This is a genomic window from Streptomyces sp. NPDC047014, from assembly GCF_040644195.1.
GTDB lineage: Bacteria > Actinomycetota > Actinomycetes > Streptomycetales > Streptomycetaceae > Streptomyces.
The window spans coordinates 1-25,407 of sequence record NZ_JBEYVX010000085.1 but is presented as its reverse complement, the minus strand read 5'-3'; the positions used below and the strand labels follow the sequence as shown (position 1 = coordinate 25,407).

Annotated in this window: 23 protein-coding genes; 17 read left to right on the top strand and 6 right to left on the bottom strand. The window is 74.1% G+C overall.

Going from position 1 to position 25,407, the window contains the following annotated elements; genetic code table 11:
- Positions 1–89 precede the first annotated feature (89 nt).
- Positions 90–839, top strand: coding sequence for an ABC transporter permease (locus tag ABZ873_RS28740; protein ID WP_360877844.1), 750 nt, complete (start codon positions 90–92; stop codon positions 837–839).
- Positions 840–921: 82 nt separating this feature from the next.
- The gene (locus tag ABZ873_RS28735) at positions 922–2,256 is read left to right on the top strand and encodes an LLM class flavin-dependent oxidoreductase (protein ID WP_360877842.1); all 1,335 of its coding nucleotides are present in this window, start codon (positions 922–924) and stop codon (positions 2,254–2,256) included.
- Positions 2,257–2,340: 84 nt separating this feature from the next.
- Here the strand turns inward: ABZ873_RS28735 and ABZ873_RS28730 are convergent, their stop codons facing one another.
- Positions 2,341–3,060: a DUF2470 domain-containing protein gene (locus ABZ873_RS28730; RefSeq protein ID WP_360877839.1), complete on the bottom strand. Its 720-nt coding sequence runs from the start codon at positions 3,058–3,060 to the stop codon at positions 2,341–2,343.
- Positions 3,061–3,216: 156 nt separating this feature from the next.
- On the opposite strand from ABZ873_RS28730, the gene ABZ873_RS28725 reads away from it, so the two are divergent.
- The 6 genes from ABZ873_RS28725 to mmuM all read left to right on the top strand — a co-directional run bounded on the left by ABZ873_RS28725 (position 3,217) and on the right by mmuM (position 8,026).
- Positions 3,217–3,612 (top strand): cell division protein SepF, encoded by a 396-nt coding sequence (locus ABZ873_RS28725; protein WP_360877836.1) that lies wholly within the window; start codon positions 3,217–3,219, stop codon positions 3,610–3,612.
- A 67-nt stretch (positions 3,613–3,679) separates the two neighbouring features.
- Positions 3,680–5,068, top strand: coding sequence for an ATP-binding protein (locus ABZ873_RS28720; protein ID WP_360877833.1), 1,389 nt, complete (start codon positions 3,680–3,682; stop codon positions 5,066–5,068).
- Positions 5,065–5,469, top strand: coding sequence for a nucleotide pyrophosphohydrolase (locus ABZ873_RS28715; RefSeq protein ID WP_360877830.1), 405 nt, complete (start codon positions 5,065–5,067; stop codon positions 5,467–5,469). The genes ABZ873_RS28720 and ABZ873_RS28715 overlap by 4 nt, the downstream gene beginning before the upstream one ends.
- A gap of 123 nt (positions 5,470–5,592) precedes the next feature.
- Positions 5,593–6,078, top strand: coding sequence for a DUF6099 family protein (locus ABZ873_RS28710; protein ID WP_360877827.1), 486 nt, complete (start codon positions 5,593–5,595; stop codon positions 6,076–6,078).
- A gap of 94 nt (positions 6,079–6,172) precedes the next feature.
- Complete coding sequence (locus tag ABZ873_RS28705) at positions 6,173–7,096, top strand: LLM class F420-dependent oxidoreductase (protein WP_360877824.1); 924 nt, start codon at positions 6,173–6,175, stop codon at positions 7,094–7,096.
- Between the two features lie 15 nt (positions 7,097–7,111).
- Positions 7,112–8,026, top strand: a complete 915-nt coding sequence (gene mmuM, locus ABZ873_RS28700) for a homocysteine S-methyltransferase (RefSeq protein WP_360877821.1) — start codon at positions 7,112–7,114, stop codon at positions 8,024–8,026.
- Positions 8,027–8,036: 10 nt separating this feature from the next.
- On the opposite strand, the gene ABZ873_RS28695 is transcribed toward mmuM, so the two are convergent.
- Positions 8,037–8,969 carry an excalibur calcium-binding domain-containing protein gene (locus tag ABZ873_RS28695; RefSeq protein ID WP_360877818.1) on the bottom strand — a complete coding sequence of 311 codons (933 nt, stop codon included), beginning with the start codon at positions 8,967–8,969 and terminating at the stop codon, positions 8,037–8,039.
- A 147-nt stretch (positions 8,970–9,116) separates the two neighbouring features.
- Here ABZ873_RS28695 and ABZ873_RS28690 point away from each other — a divergent pair, with 147 nt between their 5' ends.
- The 5 genes from ABZ873_RS28690 to argF all read left to right on the top strand — a co-directional run bounded on the left by ABZ873_RS28690 (position 9,117) and on the right by argF (position 16,291).
- Entirely contained in the window at positions 9,117–10,586 is a 1,470-nt protein-coding gene (locus ABZ873_RS28690; RefSeq protein WP_360877815.1) for a 3' terminal RNA ribose 2'-O-methyltransferase Hen1, read from the top strand.
- Positions 10,583–13,171 (top strand): polynucleotide kinase-phosphatase, encoded by a 2,589-nt coding sequence (locus tag ABZ873_RS28685; RefSeq protein ID WP_360877812.1) that lies wholly within the window; start codon positions 10,583–10,585, stop codon positions 13,169–13,171. Before ABZ873_RS28690 ends, ABZ873_RS28685 begins: the two co-directional genes overlap by 4 nt.
- Positions 13,172–13,391: 220 nt before the next feature.
- Positions 13,392–13,859, top strand: coding sequence for a hypothetical protein (locus tag ABZ873_RS28680; protein WP_360877809.1), 468 nt, complete (start codon positions 13,392–13,394; stop codon positions 13,857–13,859).
- Between the two features lie 46 nt (positions 13,860–13,905).
- Entirely contained in the window at positions 13,906–15,132 is a 1,227-nt protein-coding gene (locus ABZ873_RS28675; RefSeq protein ID WP_360877806.1) for an arginine deiminase, read from the top strand.
- A gap of 136 nt (positions 15,133–15,268) precedes the next feature.
- On the top strand, positions 15,269–16,291 hold the full coding sequence (gene argF, locus ABZ873_RS28670; protein WP_360877803.1) for an ornithine carbamoyltransferase: 1,023 nt from the start codon (positions 15,269–15,271) through the stop codon (positions 16,289–16,291).
- On the opposite strand, the gene ABZ873_RS28665 is transcribed toward argF, so the two are convergent.
- The gene (locus tag ABZ873_RS28665) at positions 16,292–16,783 is read right to left on the bottom strand and encodes an ATP-binding protein (protein WP_360877801.1); all 492 of its coding nucleotides are present in this window, start codon (positions 16,781–16,783) and stop codon (positions 16,292–16,294) included.
- A gap of 196 nt (positions 16,784–16,979) precedes the next feature.
- Here ABZ873_RS28665 and ABZ873_RS28660 point away from each other — a divergent pair, with 196 nt between their 5' ends.
- The gene (locus ABZ873_RS28660) at positions 16,980–17,807 is read left to right on the top strand and encodes an enoyl-CoA hydratase family protein (RefSeq protein ID WP_360877798.1); all 828 of its coding nucleotides are present in this window, start codon (positions 16,980–16,982) and stop codon (positions 17,805–17,807) included.
- Positions 17,808–17,811: 4 nt separating this feature from the next.
- On the top strand, positions 17,812–20,067 hold the full coding sequence (locus tag ABZ873_RS28655) for a bifunctional salicylyl-CoA 5-hydroxylase/oxidoreductase (protein WP_360877794.1): 2,256 nt from the start codon (positions 17,812–17,814) through the stop codon (positions 20,065–20,067).
- Between the two features lie 40 nt (positions 20,068–20,107).
- Here ABZ873_RS28655 and ABZ873_RS28650 read toward each other — a convergent pair whose 3' ends face one another.
- The 3 genes from ABZ873_RS28650 to ABZ873_RS28640 all read right to left on the bottom strand — a co-directional run bounded on the left by ABZ873_RS28650 (position 20,108) and on the right by ABZ873_RS28640 (position 23,516).
- Positions 20,108–20,947 carry a GNAT family N-acetyltransferase gene (locus ABZ873_RS28650; RefSeq protein ID WP_360877791.1) on the bottom strand — a complete coding sequence of 280 codons (840 nt, stop codon included), beginning with the start codon at positions 20,945–20,947 and terminating at the stop codon, positions 20,108–20,110.
- A 105-nt stretch (positions 20,948–21,052) separates the two neighbouring features.
- Positions 21,053–21,853 carry a PaaX family transcriptional regulator C-terminal domain-containing protein gene (locus tag ABZ873_RS28645; protein WP_360877788.1) on the bottom strand — a complete coding sequence of 267 codons (801 nt, stop codon included), beginning with the start codon at positions 21,851–21,853 and terminating at the stop codon, positions 21,053–21,055.
- A gap of 4 nt (positions 21,854–21,857) precedes the next feature.
- The gene (locus ABZ873_RS28640) at positions 21,858–23,516 is read right to left on the bottom strand and encodes an AMP-binding protein (protein WP_360877785.1); all 1,659 of its coding nucleotides are present in this window, start codon (positions 23,514–23,516) and stop codon (positions 21,858–21,860) included.
- A gap of 146 nt (positions 23,517–23,662) precedes the next feature.
- Between ABZ873_RS28640 and ABZ873_RS28635 the strand changes: the two genes are divergently transcribed.
- Positions 23,663–24,859, top strand: a complete 1,197-nt coding sequence (locus tag ABZ873_RS28635) for an acyl-CoA dehydrogenase family protein (protein ID WP_360877782.1) — start codon at positions 23,663–23,665, stop codon at positions 24,857–24,859.
- Positions 24,856–25,257: a RidA family protein gene (locus ABZ873_RS28630; RefSeq protein ID WP_360877779.1), complete on the top strand. Its 402-nt coding sequence runs from the start codon at positions 24,856–24,858 to the stop codon at positions 25,255–25,257. Before ABZ873_RS28635 ends, ABZ873_RS28630 begins: the two co-directional genes overlap by 4 nt.
- The last annotated feature ends 150 nt before the right edge of the window (positions 25,258–25,407 follow it).

Here is a 25,407-nt window from a genome sequence, read left to right as displayed (position 1 = left end):
GGCCCGCCGTCGCGCCCGAGGCGGGGCCCGCCGTCCGCCCGGCCGTAACCCGCCCGGCCCGCCGCCGCGCGTGGACGGCGGTCCGCTGGCTGCGCGCCGCCGCGCTGCGGTCCGTCGCCGTCCTCGCCCTGCTGGGCCTGTGGGAGGCCGCGCCCCGGCTGGGCCTGGCCGACCCCACCTTCCTGCCGCCCGTCAGCGAGGTCGCCGTCGCCTGGTGGGAGCTGCTGGGCAACGGCCAGCTCGGGCAGCACACCTGGGCCAGCCTGGTCCGCTCCTTCGGCGGCTTCGGCATCGCCGTCGTCGTCGCCGTACCGCTCGGACTGCTCATCGGCTGGTACCGGCCGGTGGCCGCGCTGCTCGGGCCGCTGCTGGAGGTGTTCCGCAACACCGCCGCGCTCGCCCTGCTCCCGGTCTTCGTACTCCTGCTGGGCATCGGCGAGACCTCGAAGATCTCGATCGTCGTCTACGCCTGCGTCTGGCCGATCCTGCTCAACACCATCAGCGCGGTCGGCAACGCCGACCCCACCCTCGTCCGGCTGGCCCGCTCCATGGACCTGTCCACCCCGAGGCTGTTCCAGAAGGTGATCCTGCCCGCCTCCGTACCGGCGATCTTCACCGGAATCCGGCTGGCCGGGGCCGTCTCGATCCTGGTCCTCGTCGCCGCCGAGATGATCGGCGCGAAGGCGGGCCTGGGCTATCTGATCAACGCCTCGCAGTTCAACTTCGCGATCCCGCAGATGTACGCGGGGATCATCACCATCTCCGCCATCGGCGTGGCCTTCAACCAGCTGCTGGTCACGATCGAACGCCGCCTGAGCACCTGGCGCGTCCCCGCCTGACGCCCGATCGCTGCCCGGCCCACCCGCCGTCGCCCCCCAGCCCCACCCCCCCCCGCCGCTCCGACCGAGGACACCGAACACCATGACCGCACCCCGGACCCTGCACCTGAACGCCTTCCTCATGAACGCCGGGCACCACGACGCCGCCTGGCGCCACCCCGCCAGCAGCCCCGAACGCGTCACCGACCTGGCGTACTTCCAGGAACTGGCCCGCACCGCCGAGCGCGGCAAGCTCGACTCCATCTTCTTCGCCGACGGACTGGCCCTGTGGGGCAAGGCCCGCTACAACGCCCTCGGCGGCTTCGAACCGCTCACCCTGCTCTCCGCGATCGCCGCCGTCACCGAGCACGTCGGACTCATCGCCACCGTCTCCACCACCTTCAACGAACCCTTCAACCTGGCCCGGAAGTTCGCCTCCCTGGACCACATCAGCGGCGGCCGCGCCGGATGGAACATCGTCACCTCCGGTACCGTCGAAGAGGCCCGCAACTTCAACCGGGACGAGCACCTGGAGCACGGCCTGCGCTACGACCGCGCCCGGGAATTCCTCGACGTCGCCACCAAGCTCTGGGACAGCTGGGAGGACGACGCGATCGTCCTCGACAAGGAAGCCGGCATCTACGCCGACACCGACAGGCTCCACCCGGCCGCCCACCGCGGCGAGTACTTCGGGGTCGCCGGCCCGCTCAACGTGCCCCGCTCCCCGCAGGGGTACCCGCTCCTCGTACAGGCCGGATCCTCGGAGTCCGGGAAGGAGTTCGCGGCCCAGTACGCCGAGGCCGTCTTCACCGCCCAGCAGACCCTCGCCGACGGCCAGACCTTCTACAAGGACCTCAAGTCCCGGCTTGCCCGCTTCGGCCGCGCCGAGTCCGACCTCCTCGTCCTGCCCGGCATCGCGCCCGTCATCGGCTCCACCGAGGCCGAGGCGAAGGCCCTGGAACATGAGCTCACCGACCTCCAGGTGCCGGAGTACGGTCTGGCCCAGCTCTCCGGCATGCTCGGCGTCGACCTGACCGGCCTGCCGCTGGACGGGCCGCTTCCCGACCTGCCGGAGGAGCGGGACATCAACGGCAACAAGAGCCGGTTCACGCTCGTCGCCGAACTGGCCCGGCGCGACGGCCTCAGCCTGCGGCAGCTGATCGCCCGCCTCGGCGCGGGCCGCGGACACCGGGTCTTCGCGGGCACGCCCGAGCAGATCGCGGACCAGCTGGAGGAGTGGTTCACGCGGGGCGCCGCCGACGGCTTCAACATCATGGCGCCCGTCCTGCCCACCGGCCTGACCGACTTCGTCGACGAGGTGGTGCCGATCCTCCAGCGCCGCGGCCTCTTCCGCACCGAGTACACGGGCCGCACCCTCCGCGAGAACTACGGCCTCCCGCGCCCCGCCAACCGCCACACGCGGGCGGGCGCTGCCTAGCCACCCTGCCCCCGCGTCCAGGCCCGCCCCCAACGCGCCTTCGCAGGGCGGTATTCCGGCCGCTTGCGCCGCGGGCGGTGCGGCTCAGGCCGGGAGGGTGTTGCGGTGGGAGCGGCGGCGGGCGGCGCTGAACAGGGCCTGGATCTGGGCGCCCGACTGCTCCACGTCGTCCAGCGGCGAGGGGAAGGGCAGCCGTACGTCGCGGTGGCCGCGGCGCTCCTCCAGCCGCAGGGTGATCCCGTAGCGGTCGAGGGCGAGCGGGAGGACGCGCAGGACCGCGGCGGTGGGCGCCGGCTGGACCAGGCGCAGCAGCAGGGTCACCAGGTCCTGGTGGTCATCGAGCAGGTGCGTGAGCATGCCCGCCTCGTACGGGGCGAGCGGGTCGGGGCGGGCCGCGTCCAGCTCCTCCAGACCTACGTGGAACACGCCCTCCGCGGTCTCCAGCTCGGCCCGCTGGAACTCCATGCAGGTGGAGCCGGTGCCGGTGTCGGCGGACAGGTCGGAGTACGGGGTGAGCAGCCGCCCGACGACGGTGACGCGGGAGCGCACCCGGTCCCGCACGGGCGTGGGCGCGATGTCGGTGAACTCCAGCCGGATCGCCGGCCGGTGCTCCGCCTCGCCGCCCGGTTCCGCGGGGTGCAGGTGCAGCCGGCCCATCGGGTCGGCGCCGTCGAGGTGGCGGACCTCGGAGCGCACGCCCTCGGTGACGGCGGTCATGGAGTGGGCGGCCTCCAGGACGGAACGGATCCGCTCGGCAGCGGTGGGCCGGGCGGCCGGGGTGGCGGGGGCACCGAACATGCGCATGCGGATCTCTCCATCTCCTTGTGGGTTAGGTATGCCTAACCTAACCCATCCGGGTCTCCGAGAGTACCCGGCCCCCCTCGTGTCGTTGTTGGGCTGAACGGGTGAAACGCGAGAGGATGGGGGGATGCACATGAAGCACGCGGCCGAGGCGGCCCGGTGAGCAGGTACGACGTCACCGACGAGCAGTGGGAAGGGCTCGCGCAGGTCGTACCCCTGCGCAGTCGCAACGAATGGCCCTCCCGGGTGGACCACCGCACGATTCCCAAGTCGCCCGCGGAGGCGGCGGCGGAGCAGCGGCGCTTCGTGGTGATCAGAGTCCAGATCTTCGCGGACGCCCGCGAGGTCGCCGAGTACCTGATCGCGCAGATCCCGGTGCTGCTCGACCTCACCGGCGCGGACAGCGAAGTCGCCAAGCGCATCCTGGATTTCAGCAGCGGCGTGGTCTTCGGGCTCGGCAGCGGCATGCACCGGGTCGACCGGAACGTCTTCCTGCTGGCGCCGGTGGGCACCGAGGTCGAGGGCATCGCCGCGGCGGCCGTCCCCCGATCGTAGGAAGGTCCGTACGACGGAACGGTTCGCCGGGGTCCCGGGGGGCCCGGCGGGCCGTACCGTCCGGCGCATGGACGCCACCCTGGACACCCCGGCCCACGCGGCGGGCCCGCCCGAGAGGTCTCCCGCGAGCCCCGCGGCCGGCCCTCCCGATGCCGCCGCCGCGTTAGCCGAGACAGCCGCCGCCGCACCCACGCCCCCGCCCGCACCCGCCGTCCCGCATGCCGCCGCCGACCCCGCATGCGCCGCCGCCGTACCCGCCGAACCGCCGCCCACCGTTCCCGCGCAGGCCACCGCGCCCGGATCCGCCGCCGGGCGGGCACCGGAGCGGGGGCCGCAGCCGCGCCCCGTCCTCACCGAGCTGCGGCTCTCCGCCTTCGGGCCGCACCGCGCCGCCGTCTTCCCGCTGGAGCCCGTCACCCTCTTCGCCGGGCCGAGCGGCAGCGGCAAGTCCCAGGTGCTCGACGCCTACGCCGCCCTCGCGCGGCTCGGCTCCGGAGCCGCCCTGGAGGAGGCGTTCCCGCAGGCGCCGGCCCGTATCCCCGACCGCGCCGTCCCCGACGCGCAGGGCCGCCGCGGCTTCCGCCTCGGCTGTACGGTCGACGGGCCCGCCGGGCCGGTCCGGCTCGACCTCGCCGTGCAGGCCGAGCCCGCGCTGCGGATCGTCGGCGAACGCCTCTCCCAGGACGGCGAGATCCTGTTCGCCACCGCCCTGCGCGACCCCGGCCGGCGCTCGGTCCAGGCCGCCTGGCTGACCGGCGGCGCCGTCGGCGTCACCCGCGCCCCGCTCCCCGACGACCGGCTCGGCACGGCCCTGCTGCCGCTGCGCGTCGCCGGATCCACCGCCGGGCAGCGCCGGGTCCTGGCCGCCGCCGAACAGGCCGTCGTCGCCCTGCGCGCGGTGTTCCCCTGCGACCCCCGGCCGGACCGGATGCGCGCGCCCGTCCCGCCCGGCGAGGGGCGGCTGCTCGGGGACTGCGCCAACCTGGCCGACGTCCTGCGCCGCACCCGCACCGAATGCGGCACCCGGCACGCGCTGCTGACCGCGGCGGCCCGTACCGGCTGCGCCGGAACCGTCGCGGGGCTCGACGTACGGGCGCCCGCCGACGGGCCCGTCGTCGCGGTACTGGACCGGGGGCCCGGCCGGCCCGCCACGGACCTGGCCCGCCTCGGCGCGGGCGAACTCCGCTTCCTGGCCCTGGCGCTGGTGCTGCTGACCGGCCCGGGGGTGCTCGACGTGGACCCGGCCGCGGAACTGCTCTCCGCCCGGCAGGCGCTGACCGTGCTCGCCGACGGCCTCGACTCCGGACTGGACGGCGGGCAGAGCGCCGAACTGCTGCGGCTGGCCCTGCTGTCCTGCGGCCGCGGCCACATCCGGCTGGTGGCGGCGGTGGGGGAGGGGACCGCGGCCGCCGCCCGCCGCGCGGAGGGTGTGGCGGTGGTAGACCTGACGCCATGAACGAGACGCAGAATCCCGGCCGTGACGAGGCGGAAGGCGCCGGGCGGCCCGAGGAGCGGCTGGACCTGTTGCAGCGCCGCCTCGCACGCTTCGCGGCGGCGCGCGGCTGGGAGCCGTACCACACCCCGAAGAACCTGGCGGTCGCGCTGAGCGTGGAGGCGGCCGAACTGGTCGAGATCTTCCAGTGGCTGACGCCGGAGCAGTCGGCGCGGGTCATGGAGGAACCGGAATCCGCGCACCGCGTGGCCGATGAGGTGGCGGACGTGCTCGCGTACCTGCTGCAGTTCTGTGAGGTCCTGGGGGTGGATGTGCTGGATGCGCTCGCCGCGAAGATCGAGAGGAACGAGCTGCGCTTCCCCGTGAAGGAGGAGCCGGCACCAAATCGTCACTCTTCGGAGTGATGGACTCCTCCACAATCACGATTCTGTCCACATTTTCCGAATACCCCTGGCTTTACTGGCCCGTTGCCCTCACTCTGGGTAGTGGTGAGGACAGCGGGGTGTCGTGCGGACGGGGGACGGCATATGGAAGCGGTACGGCTCATCGCGGCCGGCCGGCACGCTCTGGCGCAGAGCGGACCGGCATGGGACATCGTCGGCGAGGCATGGCAGGCCCAGGCGCTGGCGCAGGGAGTGGGGAGCTGGCTGGCGGTCACCGGACCGCCGGAGCTCAGATCGGAGGCAAGGGGACTGGGGGAAGCGGGAGGCAGAGGCTGCGGGGTGCTCGACCGGGCGGCCCTGCGCGGCGAGGGCAGCGCCCCCGCCCGCCCGCCGCGGGCGGCGCAGCTGAGCGGGGTCACGGATGTGCGGCAGGCGCTGCTCGGGCTCCAGGCGCTGCTCGGGGAAGTGGGCATAGCCCTGGTCGGGGTGGCCTGCGGGACGGATGACGAGACGCTCTACTGGCAGTGCATAGAGTCGATCGACGCGGCGGACGAGTCCAGCGACCGGGTACGGGCGCTCCTGCGCCGTATGACGGTCCGCGAGCACGGCTCCGCCTCGGGCGTCTCCTGACCGGGCGGGCCGGTCCGGCGCCCCGGTCCGGTGGTACGGCGGGTCGGTGGAGGTTCGCCCCGGTGCGGAGGGGGCGGGCGGGCAGGATGGTGGCATGGATCTTCGCATTTTCACCGAACCGCAGCAGGGCGCGAGCTACGAGACGCTGCTGGCCGTGGCCAAGGCCACCGAGGACCTCGGCTTTGACGCGTTCTTCCGCTCCGACCACTACCTCCGGATGGGATCGGCGGACGGCCTGCCCGGCCCCACCGACGCCTGGATCACCCTCGCGGGCCTGGCCCGCGAGACCCGCCGGATCCGCCTCGGCACCCTGATGACGGCGGGTACCTTCCGGCTGCCCGGAGTGCTCGCCATCCAGGTCGCCCAGGTGGACCAGATGTCCGGCGGCCGGGTCGAACTCGGCCTGGGCGCGGGATGGTTCGAGGAGGAGCACAAGGCATACGGGATCCCCTTCCCGCCGGACCGGATGTCCCGGCTTGAGGAGCAGCTGGCCATCGTCACCGGCCTGTGGGCCACCGCGCCCGGCGCCACCTTCGACTACGAGGGCCGCCACTACCGCGTGGAGAACTCGCCCGCGCTGCCGAAGCCGGCCCAGGCCAAGGTGCCCGTCCTGGTCGGCGGCCACGGCGCCAAGCGCACCCCGCGGCTCGCCGCCCGGTACGCGGACGAGTTCAACATGCCCTTCGCGTCGATCGCCGACAGCGAGCGGCAGTTCGGCCGGGTCCGGGAGGCGGCGGCGGAGGCCGGGCGCGCGCCCGACGCCCTCGTCTACTCCAACGCCCTCGTGGTCTGCGTCGGCAAGGACGACGCCGAGGTGGCCCGCCGCGCGGCCGCCATCGGCCGGGAGGTGGACGAGCTCAAGGCCAACGGCCTGGCCGGTTCGCCCGCCGAGGTGGTGGACAAGCTCGGCGCCTACGAGGCCGTCGGCTCCTCCCGCGCCTACCTGCAACTGCTCGACCTCGACGACCTGGACCACCTGGAGCTGATCTCCGCCCAGGTGCTCTCCCAGCTCGGCTGAGGGGAGCCGCCACCGATGCCGCGCGCTTCCGGCCCGCTCGCCGAGACCCTGGCCCGGCGGCCGGTGCTCCTCGACGGCGGGCTCAGCAACCAGCTCGCCGCCCAGGGCTGCGACCTCTCCGGCGGCATGTGGACGGGCCGGGTGCTCGACGAGCGCCCGGAGCAGGTGGAGGCCGCCCACACGGCCTACGCCCGGGCCGGCGCCGAGGTCCTGATCACCGCCAGCTACCAGATCGGCTACGGGACCCCCGCCGCCGGAAGCCGCGACCGCGCCCGGACCACCGCCCTGCTGCACCGGAGCGTCACCCTCGCCGCCCGCGCCGCCGAGGCCGCCGGCCACGAGGTGTGGGTGGCGGCCTCGGTCGGCCCGTACGGGGCGGTGCTGGCGGACGGCTCCGAGTACCGCGGCCGCTACGGGCTGAGCGTGGCCCGGCTGGCCGAGTTCCACCGGCCCCGCATCGAGGCACTGCTCGCCGCCGGGCCCGATGTCCTGGCCGTGGAGACCCTGCCCGACCCCGACGAGGCCGAGGCCGTACTGACCGTGCTCGCGGAGACGGAGGCCCCCGCCTGGCTGAGCTACACCGTGGCCGGGGGCCGCACCCGCTCCGGGCACGCCCTCCCCGGCGCCTTCGCCCTCGCCGCGGGCTCCCCGCAGGTGATCGCGGTCGGCGTCAACTGCTGCGATCCGGAGGACGTGCTCCCGGCCCTCGGGGCGGCGGCCGCCGTCACCGGCAAGCCGCTGCTGGCCTACCCCAACGACGGCTCGGTGTGGGACGCGCCCACCGCCACCTGGGCTCCGCCGCCCGGGACCCCCGCCGCCTGGCCCGTGGCGGCCTGGCAGCGTGCGGGGGCCCGACTGCTCGGCGGCTGCTGCCGGATCGGCCCCGACCGGGTCGCCGCCCTGGGCCGCGAGCTGCGCGGCCTGGGGTGACGGCCCGCCGCTACTCGCAGCCCACGCCGTCGCCGTCCCGGTCGAGGTGCCGTCCGTAGCCCGGGTCGCCGCGGTGGATCGGGGCGGCGCCGGCGGCCCGTACGGCGGCGCAGTTCCGGTACGAGACGCTGCCGCCGCCACCGCTGGAACCACCGCTGGAACCACCGCTGGAACCACCGCTGGAACCACCGCTGGAACCACCGTTGGAACCGCCACTCGACCCGCCCGACGCGGAGCCGCCACTCGACCCGCCCGAACCGCCCGAACCACCCGAGGTGCCCGAATCGTCCGAGGTGTCGGCAGGCGCGCTCGGCCGGGCCGGAGGCGGCGTGGGGGAGGGCGTCGGCGCGGGCGCGGGGTGCAGTGCGGTGTTCGGCGCGGCGGGGCAGTTCGTGCCCCGCGCCACCACGTGCGCGACGGGGGTGGCGTACTGCGCGGCCAGCACGGTCCCGGATTTCAGGTCCTGGAAGCAGACGGTCCACGTGCCGTGGTCGGCGGGCAGCGGCACGTCCGAGTAGGCGCTGCGCGCCTGGAGTTCGCCGTCGATCAGGGCCTCCACCATGCTCTCCGCCTGCCCGAAGGGCTGGCCGACGATCTCCGGCATCAGCGGGGTGGCGTTCACCGCGGGTGTGGGCGCCGCGGTCGGCGTCGGGGAGGGGCTGGCGCTCGGGGCGGGCGAGGCGGCCGCCTGGGGCCGGGCGTCCGCGCCGGGCTGCTTCTCCGGCCCGTCCGACAGCAGCGGTATGAGGAACCAGACGCCCGAGAGCACGGTGGTGACGATCTTCTGGGTCCGCTGCCACTGGCTCGTCCAGGCCAGGGCGATCCCCACGGGCGGCAGGAGTACGAGCGCGGTGATGATCAGGGCGGGATGCTGCCACCAGCGCCGGGCGGGCGCGGGGGCCGGTGCGTGGGCGTACGGGTGCGGTTGCGGGTGCGGGTACACGGATCTCCTGGAAAGCCGGCACGGGTGCGGGGCGCGCGAGCTTATCCAGGAAGTTGAAGATCGTACTTGTTTTTACCGAACTCCATGGAAAGAAGGCCCACGTAAAACCGTTGGCCCGAGCACTGGCCCCACGTCATCCTGAAACGCATGTTCCTTACGATCACCACCACCGGGGACGCCGAGAATCCGGCGACTGACCTGGGCTTTCTGCTGCACAAGCACCCCGACCGCGTACGCGTGGAAAGCCAGTCCCATGGCACGGCCCACGTGTTCTACCCCGAGGCCACGGCCCAGCGGTGCACGGCGGCGCTGATGCTGGAGGTGGACCCCGTCGCGCTCGTGCGCCGGGGAAGGGGCAAGGGCCGCGGCGGCGCGCCCGACGCCGCGCTCGCGCAGTACGTCAACGACCGCCCGTACGCCGCCTCCTCGCTGCTCGCCGTCGCGCTCAGCGGGGTCTTCCGCACCGCCCTCAGGGGCATTTGCGCCCTGCGCCCGGAACTGCCGGAACAGGCGCGTCCGCTGCGCATCGAGATCCCCGTCCTGCCCGCCCGCGGCGGCGCCGCGCTCGTGCACCGGCTCTTCGAACCGCTCGGCTGGGACCGCGTCGAGGCCGAACCGCTGCCGCTGGACGAGCGCTTCCCCGAGTGGGGCGAATCCCGCTACGTACGCCTCGTACTGGAGGGCGAGCTGCGGCTCGCGGACGCGCTGCGCCAGCTGTACGTGCTCCTGCCGGTGCTCGACGACGCCAAGCACTACTGGATCTCCGCCGACGAGGTGGACAAGCTGCTGCGCGCCGGTGACGGCTGGCTCGCCGCCCACCCCGAGCACGCGCTGATCAGCTCCCGCTACCTGGCCCGCCACAAGCGGCTGACCCAGGACGCCATCGAGCGGCTGGAGCTGGTCCGGCTCGCCGAGTCCGACGGCAGCGAGGTCGAGGAGATCGACAACGCCGTGGACGAGGAAGCGGACACGCCGGAACGGCCCGTACCGCTCGCCGCGCACCGCCGCGAGGCCATCCTCACGGCGCTCCGGGCAGCGGGCGCCGCCCGGGTGCTCGACCTCGGCTGCGGACAGGGCCAGTTGCTCCAGGCGCTGCTCGCGGACGTGTCCTTCACGGAGATCGTCGGCATGGACGTCTCCGTGCGCGCCCTGAACATCGCCGCCCGGCGGCTGCGCCTGGAGCGTCTGGGCGAGCGGCAGAGCGCGCGCGTCACGCTGCTCCAGGGCTCGCTCGCGTACACCGACCAGCGGCTCGCCGGATACGACGCGGCCGTGCTCAGCGAGGTCATCGAGCACCTGGACCCGGAGCGGCTGCCCGCCCTGGAGTACGCGGTGTTCGGCGCGGCCCGCCCCCGCGCGGTGCTCGTGACCACGCCGAACGTCGAGTACAACGTCCGCTGGGAGACCCTGCCCGCCGGCCACGTCCGGCACGGCGACCACCGCTTCGAGTGGACCCGCGAGGAGTTCCGCGCCTGGGCCGGCGAGGTCGCGCGGCGCCACGGCTACGCGGTCGCCTACGTCGCCGTCGGCGACGACGACCCCGAGGTGGGCCCGCCGACGCAGATGGCCGTCTTCACCCGCACCGACGACACCCCGAAGGAGGACGAGGCAGCATGACCGAGACCACCCCGCAGAGCCCGGCAGTCGCAGAGACCCCGCGGCCGCGCACCCTGCCCGTCACCGACCTGTCCCTCGTCGTCCTGATCGGGGCCACCGGATCGGGCAAGTCCACCTTCGCCCGCAAGCACTTCAAGCCCACCGAGGTGCTGTCCTCCGACTACTGCCGCGGCCTGGTCAGCGACGACGAGAACGACCAGAGCGCCAGCCGCGACGCCTTCGACGTCCTGCACTACATCGCCGGCAAGCGGCTCGCCGCCGGACGGCTGACCGTCGTCGACGCCACCAGCGTCCAGCCCGAGGCCCGCCGCCAGCTGGTGCGGCTCGCCCGCGAGCACGACGTCCTGCCCATCGCCATCGTGCTCGACATGCCCGAATCCGTCTGCGCCGAGCGCAACGCGGCCCGCCCCGACCGGGCCGGGCTGCCGCGCGCCGTCATCCAGCGGCACCGCCGCGACCTCAAGCGCTCCCTGCGCGGACTGGAGCGCGAGGGCTTCCGCAAGGTCCACGTACTGCGCTCGGTCGAGGAGGCCGACAGCGCGAGGGTGGTGCTGGAGAAGCGGTTCAACGACCTCACCCACCTCACCGGCCCCTTCGACATCGTCGGTGACATCCACGGCTGCTCCTCCGAGCTGGAGACCCTGCTCGCCAAGCTCGGCTACGAGGACGGCGTCCACCCCGGGGGACGCACCGCCGTCTTCGTCGGCGACCTCGTCGACCGCGGCCCGGACAGTCCGGGCGTGCTGCGCCGCGTGATGGGCATGGTGAAGTCCGGCAACGCCCTGTGCGTGCCCGGGAACCACGAGAACAAGCTCGGCCGTTACCTCAAGGGATCCAAGGTCCAGCGCACCCACGGCCTCGCCGAGACCATCGAGCAGCTGGAGCGGGAGCCGCAGGAGTTCGTCGAGGAGGTGCGGGAGTTCATCCGCGGCCTCGTCAGCCACTACGTGCTCGACGGCGGCCGTCTGGTGGTCTGCCACGCCGGCCTGCCCGAGAAGTACCACGGCCGCACCTCCGGCCGGGTCCGCTCGCACGCCCTCTACGGGGAGACCACCGGCGAGACGGACGAGTTCGGCCTGCCCGTGCGCTACCCGTGGGCCGAGGACTACCGCGGCAAGGCCGTCGTCGTCTACGGCCACACCCCGGTCCCGGACACCTCCTGGATCAACAACACCCTCTGCCTCGACACCGGCGCCGTCTTCGGCGGCCGGATGACCGCCCTGCGCTGGCCCGAGCGCGAACTGGTCGACGTACCGGCCGAAAAGGTCTGGTACGAGCCGGTCAAGCCGCTCGTCGCCGAGGTGCCGGGCGGGCACGAGGGCCGTCCGCTGGACCTGGCGGACGTCCAGGGGCGCCGGGTCGTGGAGACCCGCCACCTGGGCAACGTCACCGTCCGCGAGGAGAACGCGGCCGCCGCCCTGGAGGTCATGAGCCGTTTCGCGGTGGATCCCCGGCTGGTCCCGTACCTGCCGCCCACCATGGCGCCGACCGCCACCTCCCGTGAAGAGGGCTACCTGGAGCACCCGGCCGAGGCGTTCGCCCAGTACCGGGCGGACGGCATCGACCGGGTGGTGTGCGAGGAGAAGCACATGGGCTCCCGCGCCACCGTGCTGCTCTGCAAGGACGCCGACGCGGCCCGCGCGCGGTTCGGCACCGACGGCCCCACGGGCTCGGTGTATACCCGTACCGGCCGCCCCTTCTTCAAGGAGGCGGAGGTCACCGAGGAGGTCCTGGCCCGGCTGCGGGCGGCCGTCACCGGCGCCGGGCTGTGGGAGGAGCTGGGCACCGACTGGCTGCTGCTCGACGGGGAACTGCTGCCCTGGTCCTTGAAGTCCGCCGGGCTGCTGCGCCACCAGTACGCCGCCGTCGGCGCGGCCTCCGGCGCCGTCTTCCCGGACGTGCTCGCCGCCCTGGAGGCGGCCGCCGGCCGGGGCGTCGACACCGGCGGGCTGCTGGAGCGCCAGCGCGGGCGGGCCGCGGACGCGGCGGCCTTCACCGAGGCGTACCGCCGCTACTGCTGGACCACCGACGGGCTGGAGGGCGTACGGTTCGCGCCGTTCCAGCTGCTGGCGGCCGAGGGGCGGTCGCTGGCCGCCGTACCGCACGACGAGCAGCTGTCCTGGCTGGACCGGCTGGTCGCGGCGGACGATCCCGGCACCCCCGGCGGCACCGGCCTGCTGCGCCGCACCGCCCGCGTGCTGGTGGACACCGGGGACGAGGACTCCGTCCGCGCGGGCACCGACTGGTGGCTGGAGCTGACGGCCGCCGGCGGCGAGGGCATGGTCGTCAAACCGCTCGCGGCGTACGCGAAGGACCGCAAGGGGCGGCTGGTGCAGCCCGGGCTCAAGGTTCGCGGCCGGGAGTACCTGCGGATCATCTACGGCCCGGAGTACACGCGTCCGGAACAGCTGGAGCGGCTGCGGGAGCGCTTCCTCGGGCACAAGCGCTCGCTGGCCCTGCGCGAGTACGCGCTCGGGCTGGAGGCGCTGGACCGGCTGGCGGCGCGGGAGCCGCTGTGGCGGGTCCACGAGGCCGTGTTCGCGGTGCTCGCCCTGGAGTCGGAGCCGGTCGACCCCCGGCTGTGAGCCGGGGCGCCTTCACGGCCCGGAACCCTCCGGGCCGTAAAGGCGGTGCCCCCGCAGGCCCTCGAATTAGGTCGTATGGGGGAACTTTCGCGGAGAACGCCGGGGAAAGCACCGGCGGGATCGTTCATCCAGGGCAGCGGAACGACCGCCACCCCGGAAGGACGGAACGTCACCTATGAAGATGACCGCGCGCGGAAGCATTGCGGCGCTCTTGACCTGTATGGCCGTGTCCGGCGCGGCCGCCCCGGCCCTGGCCGACGGGGTGCCGGTGGGCGTCCCCCTCGAAGGGGTGGAGGCCACCACGGGCATGGACGTGCCGCGCATCGCCACCGGCGTGCCGCTGCCGGTCGTCGGAGCGCCCGAGGCGCCCCGCATGCACAAGGGGGACATGCTGCCCACCCCGCTGCTCCCGTCCGTCCCGATCGCCACCGAGCTGGGGCAGACCCTGGTGACCTCCCCGCTGCCGAACCTGGCGGGCCGGCCGGAGACCGATGGCGAGGGCTCCGTGGAGTCGCCCTCCACCACCGTCCGCACCCGCACCCCGGGCGCGGTCGTCGGGGCGCCGCTGACGATGCCGGACGGCTCCAACTTCGGCCTGCCGAACCTGACCACGCCCAAGCTGGGCCTCCTGACGCCGGAAATCACCGGTGCTCCGGAGGCACTTCTCGGCGTCGCGATGCCCCGCTGAGCCGACCCCGCCTCAAAAGGCCGCCCGGTCTGCGAACGTGTAGGGCATGGGATTCCATGTCGACTCCGAGACCGGGCGGCTGCGCCGCGTCATCCTCCACCGGCCCGACCTGGAGCTGAAGCGGCTCACGCCGAGGAACAAGGACGCGCTCCTCTTCGACGACGTGCTGTGGGTGCGCCGGGCCCGCCAGGAGCACGACGGCTTCGCGGACGTGCTGCGCGACCGGGGCGTGGAGGTCCACCTCTTCGGTGACCTGCTGTGCGAGGCCCTGGAGATCCCGGAGGCGCGCCACCTCGTACTGGACCGGGTCTTCGACGAGAAGGAGTACGGGCCGCTCGCCACCGACCATCTGCGGCAGGCGTTCGACGGGCTGTCCTCGGCGGAGCTGGCGGAGGCGCTGATCGGCGGGATGACCAAGCGGGAGTTCCTGGCGCGGCACGCCGAGCCGGTCTCGGTGCGCTTCCACGCCCTGGACCTGGACGGCTTCCTGCTCGGCCCGCTGCCGAACCACCTCTTCACCCGGGACACCTCCGCCTGGATCTACGACGGGGTGTCCATCAACGCGATGCGCTGGCCGGCCCGGCAGCGCGAGACCGTGCACTTCGAGGCGATCTACCGCCACCACCCGCTCTTCACCTCCTCGGGCGCCTTCCACTACTGGTCGCAGGGGCAGGCGGACTACCCGTCGACCATCGAGGGCGGGGACGTGCTGGTGATCGGCAACGGCGCGGTGCTGATCGGGATGAGCGAGCGGACCACACCGCAGGCGGTGGAGATGCTGGCCCGGGGTCTGTTCGCCGCCGGTTCGGCGACGACCATCGTGGCGCTCGACATGCCGAAGGCACGGGCCTTCATGCACCTGGACACGGTGATGACGATGGTGGACGGAGATACGTTCACTCAGTACGCGGGACTGGGCATGCTCCCCTCCTACACGATCGAGCCGGGCGCCGGGGCGCACGAGTTGAAGGTGACCGACCACCCGGCGGACCATATGCACCGGGCAATCGCGGCGGCGCTCTCGCTGGATTCCATCCGGGTGCTGACCGCGACCCAGGACGTGCACGCGGCGGAGCGGGAGCAGTGGGACGACGGGTGCAACGTGCTCGCCGTGGAGCCGGGGGTGGTGGTGGCGTACGAGCGGAACGTCACCACCAATACGCACCTGCGCAAGCAGGGGATCGAGGTGATCGAGATCCCGGGCAGCGAGCTGGGCCGGGGGCGGGGCGGGCCGCGCTGCATGAGCTGTCCGGTGGAGCGCGACGCGGTCTGAGGGGGCTGGCGGGGCGGGCCGGGGAGGGGTCGGGGAGAGGCCGGGGGAGGAGCCGGGGGAGGGGTCTGTATATCAATACAGGCGGTCGTATAGACTTCCAGCATCCCCCTGTCACCGTGACGCTGGAGCGACCCCCATGGCCCCCGACCTGCAAGGCCGCAGTTTCCTCAAGGAGCTGGACTTCACGGCCGCCGAGTTCCGCGGCCTGATCGAGCTCGCCGCCGAGCTCAAGGCGGCCAAGAAGGCCGGGGCCGAACAGCGTCGCCTCCAGGGCAGGAACATCGCGCTGATCTTCGAGAAGACCTCGACGCGCACCCGCTGCGCCTTCGAGGTGGCGGCCGCGGACCAGGGGGCGCACACCGTCTACCTGGACCCGGCCGGCTCCCAGATGGGGCACAAGGAGTCCGTCCGGGACACCGCCCGGGTGCTCGGCCGGATGTTCGACGGGATCGAGTACCGGGGTGACAGCCAGGAGGCCGTCGAGGCGCTGTCCGCGCACGCGGGCGTGCCCGTCTTCAACGGGCTCACCGACGACTGGCACCCCACCCAGATGCTGGCCGACGTGCTCACCATGACCGAGCACACCGCCAAGCCGCTGGACGGGATCACCTTCGCGTATCTCGGGGACGCCCGCTTCAACATGGGCAACTCCTACCTCGTCACCGGGGCCCTGCTGGGCATGGACGTACGGATCGTCGCGCCCCGCTCCTACTGGCCCGCGGAGGCGGTCGTGGCCGAGGCGCACCGGCTGGCGGAGCGCAGCGGGGCCCGGATCACCCTCACCGAGAAGGTCGCGGAGGGCGTCGCGGGGGCCGACTTCGTCGTCACCGACGTCTGGGTGTCGATGGGGGAGCCGAAGGAGGTCTGGGACGAGCGGATCGCGGCCCTGTCCCCCTACGCGGTGACCATGGACGTCCTGCGCGCCACTGGGAACCCGGACGTGAAGTTCATGCACTGCCTGCCGGCCTTCCACGACCTCGGGACGAAGGTGGCGCGGGAGATCCACGACCGGCACGGGCTGGACTCGCTGGAAGTGACGGACGAGGTGTTCGAGTCGGAGCACTCGGTCGTCTTCGACGAGGCCGAGAACCGGCTGCACACCATCAAGGCCGTGCTCGTGGCCACCCTCGGGCGGCCCGCCGCCCGGGATGACGCATAGTCATACGTCGGCCGGGAGCACCTGGCGCGGCCGCAGGGTGAACCAGACGGCCTTGCCCTCCGGGGTGCTGCGGTGACCGCAGGCCGAGCTGAGGGCCCGTACGAGCAGCAGTCCGCGGCCGTGCTCCTGCCAGGGGTCGGGGTGGCTGTCGTCGGCGCGCGGCGACAGGTCCCCGGGCGGGCACGGGTCGCCGTCGCGGACCTCCACGCGGCAGCCCTCCGCCGGCAGCTCCACGACCAGCTCGACCGGCGTGTCGGCGCAGGTGTGCTCCACAGCGTTGGCGACCAGCTCGGCGGTCAGCAGCTCGGCGGTGTCCCGGTCCACGGGCATGCCGGTCTCGGCCAGCGCGGTACGGACGAGGGCGCGGGCGAGGCGTACGGCGGCCGGGGTGTGGGGCAGGACGATCCGCCAGGCGCGGGGGTCGGGCACGGCGGGACCGTCCTTTCCGTGGGGGCCCGGGTGGGTGGGGGGCGTGTGCTGGATGTGGTTCATGAGTCCGGTGCGCCTGCTGGGACGCAGGCGTGCTTCTGATTTCAACGATCCGGCGCCCCAAAACGATCCCGCCCGACCCCCGACAGGCTCCCGCCCGACCCCCGACAGGCTCCCGCCCGGCCCCCGGCAGGCGTCCGAGAGGTCCCTTGTCGAGTTTCTGTGACGGCAGTCACGAGACGGTGATACCGTCGGCCCTGTGAGCCCCTTCACCGGTTCCTCAGCAGCGACCGAACGGTGGCAGCACCTCCGGGTCACCCGGCAGGACGGCGTCGCCACCGTCACCTTCGACCGCCCCGAGAAGATCAACGCGCTCACCTTCGGCGCCTACGCCGACCTGCGCGATCTCCTCGCGGAACTCTCCCGGGAACGCTCCGTCCGGGCCCTCGTGCTCGGCGGCGAGGGCCGCGGCTTCTGCTCCGGCGGGGACGTGGACGAGATCATCGGCGCCACCCTCGCCATGGACACCGCCCAGCTCCTCGACTTCAACCGGATGACCGGCCAGGTGGTCCGCGCCCTGCGCGAATGCCCCTTCCCGGTGATCGCCGCCGTCCACGGGGTGGCCGCCGGCGCCGGCGCCGTCCTCGCGCTTGCCGCCGACTTCCGCATCGCGGACCCCACCGCCCGCTTCGCCTTCCTCTTCACCCGCGTCGGCCTCTCCGGCGGGGACATGGGCGCCGCCTACCTGCTGCCCCGCGTCGTCGGCCTCGGCCACGCCACCCGGCTGCTGATGCTCGGAGAGCCCGTACGGGCCGCGGAGGCGGAGCGGATCGGCCTGCTCAGCGAGCTCACCGACGAGGGCAAGGCCCACGTACGCGCAGCCGAGCTGGCCGCGCGCCTCGCCGCCGGGCCCGCCCTCGCGTACGCGCAGACCAAGGCCCTGCTCACCGCCGAGCTCGACATGCCGCTCGCCGCGTCCGTGGAGCTGGACGCCTCCACCCAGGCCCTGCTGATGAACGGCCGGGACTACGCCGAGTTCCACGCGGCCTTCACCGGGAAACGGCCGCCGGAGTGGGAGGGCAGGTAGCGCCATGGACGTCGGCAGCGCACTGCGGGTCGCCGTCGTCGGCGGCGGACCGGGAGGGCTGTACGCCGCCGCGCTGCTGGCCCGCCAGGGCCACACCGTGGAGGTCTGGGAACGCAACGCCCCCGAGGACACCTTCGGCTTCGGTGTCGTGCTCTCCGACGAGACCCTGGGCGGCATCGAACGCGCCGACTCCGTCGTCCACGCCGCCCTCGGCGCCGAGTTCGTGCGCTGGGACGACGTCGAGGTCGTCCACCGGGGCCGCCTGCTCACCTCCGGCGGCCACGGCTTCGCCGCCGTCGGCCGCCGCCGGCTCCTGGAGATCCTGCACGAGCGCTGCGCCGGGCTCGGCGTCCGCCTCCGCTTCCGCGCCGAGGCCCCCGGCATCGGCGTACTGGCCGCCTCCCACGACCTGGTGGTCGCCGCCGACGGGGTCCACAGCGCCATCCGCGAGGCCGGCGCCGCCCACTACCGGCCGAGCCTGACGGCCGGCCGCTGCCGCTACATCTGGCTCGCCGCCGACTTCGCCTTCGACGCCTTCCGCTTCGAGATCGCGGAGACCGAGCACGGCGTCATGCAACTGCACGCCTACCCCTACGCGGCCGACGCCTCCACCGTCATCGTCGAGATGCGCGAGGAGGTCTGGCGCGCCGCCGGACTGGACCTCTGCGACGAGGAGGAGTCCGCCGCCCGCTGCGCCAAGATCTTCGGCGAGGCCCTGCGCGGCCGCCCGCTGCGCGGCAACCACTCCGCCTGGACCCGGTTCCGTACCGTCGTCAACGCGCAGTGGTCGCAGGGCAACACCGTCCTGCTCGGCGACGCCGCGCACACCGCCCACTTCTCCATCGGCTCCGGCACCAAACTCGCCGTCGAGGACGCCCTCGCCCTCGCCGAGGCGGTCGCCGCCTCCCCGGGCGACGTCCCGGCCGCCCTCGCCGCGTACGAGGAGGCCCGCCGCCCGGCCGTCGCCAGCACCCAGCGGGCCGCCGCCGCCAGCCGCCGCTGGTTCGAGGAACTGTCCGGCTACGTCGACCAGCCCGCCCGGCAGTTCGCCTTCAACCTGCTCACCCGCAGCCGCCGCGTCACCCACGACAACCTCCGGCTGCGCGACGCCCGCTTCACCCGGGCCGTGGAACGCGACTTCGGCTGCCCCGACGAGACCACCCCGCCCATGTTCACCCCGTTCACCCTGCGCGGGCTGACCCTGCGCAACCGGGTCGTGGTCTCCCCGATGGACATGTACTCGGCGGAGGAGGGCGTGCCGGGCGACTTCCACCTCGTCCACCTCGGCGCCCGCGCCCTCGGCGGCGCCGGACTGGTCATGACGGAGATGGTCTGCGTCAGCCCCGAGGGCCGCATCACCCCCGGCTGCACCGGCCTCTACACCCAGGACCAGGCCGAAGCCTGGCGGCGGATCACCGACTTCGTGCACACCACCGCCCCCGGCACCGCCCTCGGCGTCCAGCTCGGCCACTCCGGCCGCAAGGGCTCCACCCGGCTGATGTGGGAGGGCATGGACGATCCGCTCCCCGAGGGGAACTGGCCGCTGGTGGCCGCCTCCGCCCTGCCCTACCGGCCCGGCGTCTCCGCCCTCCCGCGCGCCCTGGACCGGGCGGACCTGGCCGCCCTGCGCTCGGAGTTCGCGGCGGCCGCGGTCCGCGCCGCCGACTGCGGATTCGACCTCCTGGAACTGCACTGCGCGCACGGCTACCTGCTCTCCGGCTTCCTCTCGCCGCTGACCAACCACCGCGAGGACGCCTACGGGGGCTCGCTGGAGAACCGCCTGCGCTTCCCGCTGGAGGTCTTCGACGCCGTCCGCGCGGTCTGGCCCGAGGACCGCCCCATGACGGTCCGCCTCTCGGCCACCGACTGGGCCCCCCGCGGCACCACCGCCGAGGAGTCCGTACGGATCGCCGCCGCCTTCGCCGACCACGGCGCCGACGCCGTCGACGTCTCCACCGGCCAGGTCGTCGCGGACGAGGCCCCCGAGTACGGCCGCTCGTACCAGACCCCGTACGCCGACCGGATCCGCAACGCCCTCGGCGTCCCCGTCATCGCCGTCGGCGCCATCTCCTCCTGGGACGACGTCAACTCCCTGCTCCTGGCCGGCCGTGCCGACCTCTGCGCCCTCGGCCGCCCCCACCTCTACGACCCGCAGTGGACCCTGCACGCCGCCGCCGAGCAGTCCTACACGGGCCCGGCGGCCCCCTGGCCCGCCCCGTACCGCGCGGGCAGCCGCACTCCGCCGACGGGCCGCGGCTGATGCCCTGGGGCCCGTCCGGCGGATCGGGGCCGGACAGGCCCTAGACGGCGGCGATGCGGGTGCGGTCCTCCACCGGGCGGTAGCCCAGGCGCTGGTAGATGCCGTTGCTCGTGGGGTTGGCCAGGTCCGTGAAGAGGATGACCTCCGAGGCGCCCGCCGCGTACGCCGCCCCGCTCGCCGCGTGCGTGGCCCCGGCGGCGTAGCCGCGGCCCCGGAGGGCGGGCGGGGTGTACACGGGGCCGACGCGGGAGGCCGCGCCGATCGGGCGGGAGAAGGAGGCCAGCGAGACGGGGGCGCCGCCGTCCTCCCAGAGCAGGAAGCCGCCGTACGAGAGCCGGTCGCGCACCAGCGCCTCCGAGGCGCCCGCCGGGATCTCCAGCTCGGTGTGGAACGCCTCCATCCACGTGAGCAGCAGCGGCAGATCGGCCTCGGCGGCGACCCGCGACCGGCCCGCCGGGGCGGGCGCCGGGGGGACCAGTCCGGCCAGCCGGTACAGCCGCAGCTCCTCGACGACCCGGGTGAGCCGGCCCCAGGCCGCCGCCAGGGTGTCCGCGTCCGCGCGGCGGGCGTTGATCCCGCCGAGCCCGGCCAGCAGCGGCTCGGTGGCGAGGGCGCCGGCCAGCGCGGCGACCGCCTCCGGCGGCAGCGAGCCCAGTTGCAGGGGGTGCGGCGGGGTGCACAGCAGGGCGCCGGTGACGGAGCCGTCGGCCGCGGTCCACCAGCCGAAGAAGGGGGCCTCGGGGCCGAAGGCGTGCAGTCCGCGCCGCTCCAGGGCGTCGGCGACGCTCAGCAGCAGGGTGTTCGGCACGGGCCGCGCGGCCACGGCAGCGCCGGCGGCGGCCCGGTAGGCGGCCAGGTCGGTGGTGAAGTTCCAGGTCATGGCTCATCCTGCCGCGCCGGCTCCGCCGCCCGCACCGGCATTTCCGCCGCGCGGGAGCCCGTAGCGCGGGAGACCCGTAGTGCCGAAGCCCCGTCGCGCCCGGCCTCAGGGTCGCGCGAAGTCCGCCCCCGCGTCCCGGAGCCGGTCGTGGAGCTCCGCGAAGACCGCCGCCGAGCGGTCGCCCGGCCAGTCCGAGGGCAGCAGCTCGCGCGGCAGGCCCGGGTCCGCGTACGGCAGGCGGCGCCAGCTGTCCAGGGCCAGCAGATAGCCGCGGTACGCCTCCTCCGGGGTCGGGTCCGGGCCCGACTGGAGGCCGCGCAGCACCGGCTCGTGCAGGTCGAGGAATTCCTCGTGCTGCTTGGCCAGCGCCGCCAGGTCCCACCAGCGGGCCACCGCCTCCGCCGTCGGGGCGAAACCGAGGTGGCCCCCGCGGAAGAGCTCCACGTACGCGGTCAGGTGCAGCCGCTCCAGCGTGTGCGCGGTCTCCTCCGCCAGCCGCGCCGGGGCGATCCAGACGCCCGGCGCCACCGCGCCGAAGCCGAGCCCGGCCAGCCGGGAGCGCAGCAGATGCCGCTTGCTCCGTTCCTGCTCGGGCACCGAGAACACCGCCACCAGCCATTCCTCCGACAGCCGCGGGCTGCCGTAGATCCGGCGGTCGCCGTCCTCCAGCAGCTGGCGCGCCTCGTCGGAGAGCCCGTACGCCGCCGAGCCGTCCGTGGCCCGTCCGGGCAGCAGGAAGCCGCGCCGCTTGAGCCGGGACACCGACGAGCGGACGGACGGCGCGTCGACACCGGCCGCGCCCAGCAGGCGGACCAGCGCGGACACCGGGACGGGGCCCTCGTAGGCCCGCCCGTAGGCGCCGTAGAACGTGACGATCAGGGATCGCGGGGTGTGCTGCTCGACCACGGCTTCACTCTAGGCGCTCGGGCCGGTCCGCCGCCGTTCCTTGATCGCGCAGGCGGAAGCGCTGGAGCTTGCCGGTGGCGGTGCGCGGCAGGGCGTGAAGGAAGACGAAGGAGCGCGGGCACTTGTGCGGGGCCAGCTCGGACCGCATGAAGGAGCGCAGGGCGTCCTCCGTCACGACGGCCCCCTCGCGCAGCACGGTGTACGCCACCACCACCTGCCCGCGCCGGTCGTCCGGGCGGCCCACCACGGCCGCCTCGGTCACGTCCGGGTGGCGGAGCAGGGCCTCCTCCACCTCCGGGCCCGCGATGTTGTAACCCGCTGAGATGATCATGTCGTCGGCGCGGGCCACGTAGCGGAACCAGCCCTCCGCGTCCCGTACGTAGGTGTCGCCCGTGAGGTTCCAGCCGTCCCGTACGTAGTCCCTCTGCCGGGGATCGGCCAGATAGCGGCAGCCCACCGGGCCGCGCACGGCCAGCAGCCCCGGTGCGCCGTCCGGGACGGGGCGTCCGGCGGCGTCCACGATCCGGGCCTGCCAGCCGGGGACCGCGCGGCCGGTGGCGCCGGGCCGGGCCTCCTCCTCGGCGGCGGAGATGAAGATGTGCAGCAGCTCGGTCGCCCCGATGCCGTTGACGATCCGCAGGCCGGTGCGCTCGTACCAGGCCCGCCAGGTCGCGGCGGGCAGGTTCTCCCCGGCGGAGACGCAGCGGCGCAGCGCGGAGAGGTCGTACATGCCCACGTCGTACGGGCCGAGGGCGTCCAGCATCGTCCGGTAGGCGGTGGGGGCGGTGAACAGCACCGTCACCCGGTGCTCCGCGAGGGCGGGCAGCAGCCGGCGCGGTACGGCGTCCTCCAGCAGCAGCGCCGAGGCGCCGGCCCGCAGCGGGAAGACGACCAGCCCGCCGAGGCCGAAGGTGAAGCCGAGGGGCGGGCTGCCCGCGAACACGTCGTCGGGGCGGGGGCGCAGCACGTGCCGGGAGAAGGTGTCGGCGACGGCGAGCAGATCGCGGTGGAAGTGCATGCAGCCCTTGGGGCGGCCGGTGGTGCCGGAGGTGAAGGCGATCAGGGCGACGTCGTCGGCGGAGGTGGCCACCGCCTCGTAGGGCTCCGGGTGTCTCTCCGCGAGCCGGAGCAGGTCGTCCGCGCCGCCGCCCCCGTAGGCGGTGATGCGCAGCCCCGGGACCTCGGCCTTGACCAGGTCGTCCAGCACGCCCGCGTGGCACAGGGCGTGCTGGACGCGGGCGATCGCGCAGACCGTGGCCAGCTCCTGCGCGCGCTGCTGGGGCAGTACGGTCACCGCCACCGCGCCCGCCTTCATCACCGCGAGCCAGCAGGCGGCGAGCCAGGGGCCGGTGGGGCCGCGCAGCAGGACGCGGTTGCCGGGGACCACCCCGAGGTCGGCGGTCAGCACGTGCGCGAGCCGGTCCACGCGCTCGCGGAGGCCGCCGTACGTCCACACCTCGCCGGTGCCGCCGCGGAAGGCGGGGCGCTCGGCGCCGCCGGGGCCGAGCCGGGCCAGGGTGCCGTCGATCAGCTCGGCGCCGCAGTTCAGGCGGTCGGGGTAGGCCAGCTCGGGCAGATCGAAGAGGAGCTCCGGCCAGGCGTCCGGGGGTGGCAGATGGTCCCGGGCGAAGGTGTCGGTGTGAGCGGAAGGCTTGAGGTCCAAGGCGGGTTCGCCCCCCTTGCGGCGGTCCGGGGTGGGGTGGGGCCGGCCGTGCGCCGATCTCCCGGACACCGCCGGGAGCTGCTTCCAGGAGCGTATCGTGATGGTGACGGCAGTCAACAGGACGCGATAGATGCGGGGATGTTCGGATGACCGGATTCGCGCTCGGGGTGGACCAGGAGGAGTGGTGCGGGCAGTTGCGCGCACTGGCGGCCGACCGGCTGAGGCCGCTCGCCGAGAAGGGGGAACCGGGCCGGGTCAACCGGCCCTTGCTGGCGGAGCTCGGCGAGCTGGGGCTGCTGGAGCGGGTGTTCGGCGCGGGCGCGCTGGAGCTCTGCCTGCTGCGGGAATCCCTCGCCTACGGCTGCACGGAAGCCGAAACCGCCCTGGCCCTCCAGGGGTTGGGGGCCTATCCGGTACTGCGGGCGGGCAGCGCGGCCCAGCGGGAGCGGTGGCTTCCGCCGGTGCGGGCGGGGCGGGCGGTGGCGGCCTTCGCACTGAGCGAGCCGGGGGCCGGATCGGACGCGGCGGCGCTCGCGCTGGCCGCGGCGCCCGATCCGGCGGGCGGCTGGCGGCTCGACGGGGAGAAATGCTGGATCTCCAACGCGCCCGAGGCGGATTTCTACACCGTGTTCGCCCGGACGGGTGAAGGGGCGGGCTCCAAGGGCGTCTCGGCCTTCCTGGTCCCGGCGGAGCGCCCGGGGCTGACCGGGCAGCCGCTGGACATGCTCTCCCCGCACCCGATCGGCTCGCTCTCCTTCGACGGGGTCCCGGCCGGCCGGGAGGACCTGCTCGGGGAGCCGGGGCGCGGCTTCCGCGTCGCGATGGACACCCTGAACCGCTTCCGGCCGAGCGTGGGTGCCTTCGCGGTGGGCATGGCCCGCGCCGCCCTGGACGCCACCCTCGCCCATACGGCGGGCCGTACCGCGTTCGGCGGCACCCTGAGCGACCTCCAGGCGGTGGCGCACCGGGTGGCCGAGATGGCCACGCGCACGGAGGCGGCCCAGCTGCTGGTGTACGCGGCGGCGGCCGCGTACGACCGGGGCGCGGCGGATGTGCCCCGGCGGGCGGCGATGGCGAAGCTGCTGGCCACGGAGACGGCGCAGTACGTGGTGGACCACGCGGTCCAGCTGCACGGGGCGGTGGCGCTGCGCCGCGGGCACCTGCTGGAGCACCTGTACCGGGAGGTGCGGGCGCCGCGGATCTACGAGGGGGCGAGCGAGGTGCAGCGGACGATCATCGCGAAGGAGCTGTACGGGGTGGGCGGGGCGGGTGGGGTTGGCGGGGCTGGTGGGGTTGGCGGTGCGCGTGGGGCTGGCGGGGTCGGCGGGGTGGTGGGGCGGTGAGTCTGGAGCGGATCAATCCGGGGGAGCTGTCCCCGCCGGCCGGGTTCTCGCACGCGGTGACGGCCGCCGCCGGCTCCCGTCTGGTGTTCCTGGCGGGGCAGACGGCGCTGGACGGTGCGGGCAAGGTGGTGGGGGAGGACCTGCCGGCCCAGTTCGAGGTGGCCCTGGCCAACCTGCTCACGGCCTTGGCGGCGGCGGGCGGGGCTCCGGGGGACCTGGCGCGGGTGACGGTGTACGCGGTGGACGTGGCCGCGTACCGCGCGCATGCGGCCGAACTGGGGCGGATCTGGCGGAGGCTGGCGGGGCGGGACTATCCCGCGATGGCGGTGGTGGGGGTGGTGCGGCTCTGGGACGCGGAGGCGCTGGTGGAGCTGGACGGGCTGGCGGTGGTTCCCTAGGGCCTGTCCGGTGGATCATTGCCCGCGGCAGGTGAGCCCGGGCAGTGATCCACCAGACGCGACGGGAAACGGGCGTCACGCCATGGAGAACTTGGCGACGTACTCGTCGAAGGGTTCGATGCCGACTTCCGCACGGAGTTCGTCCATGCG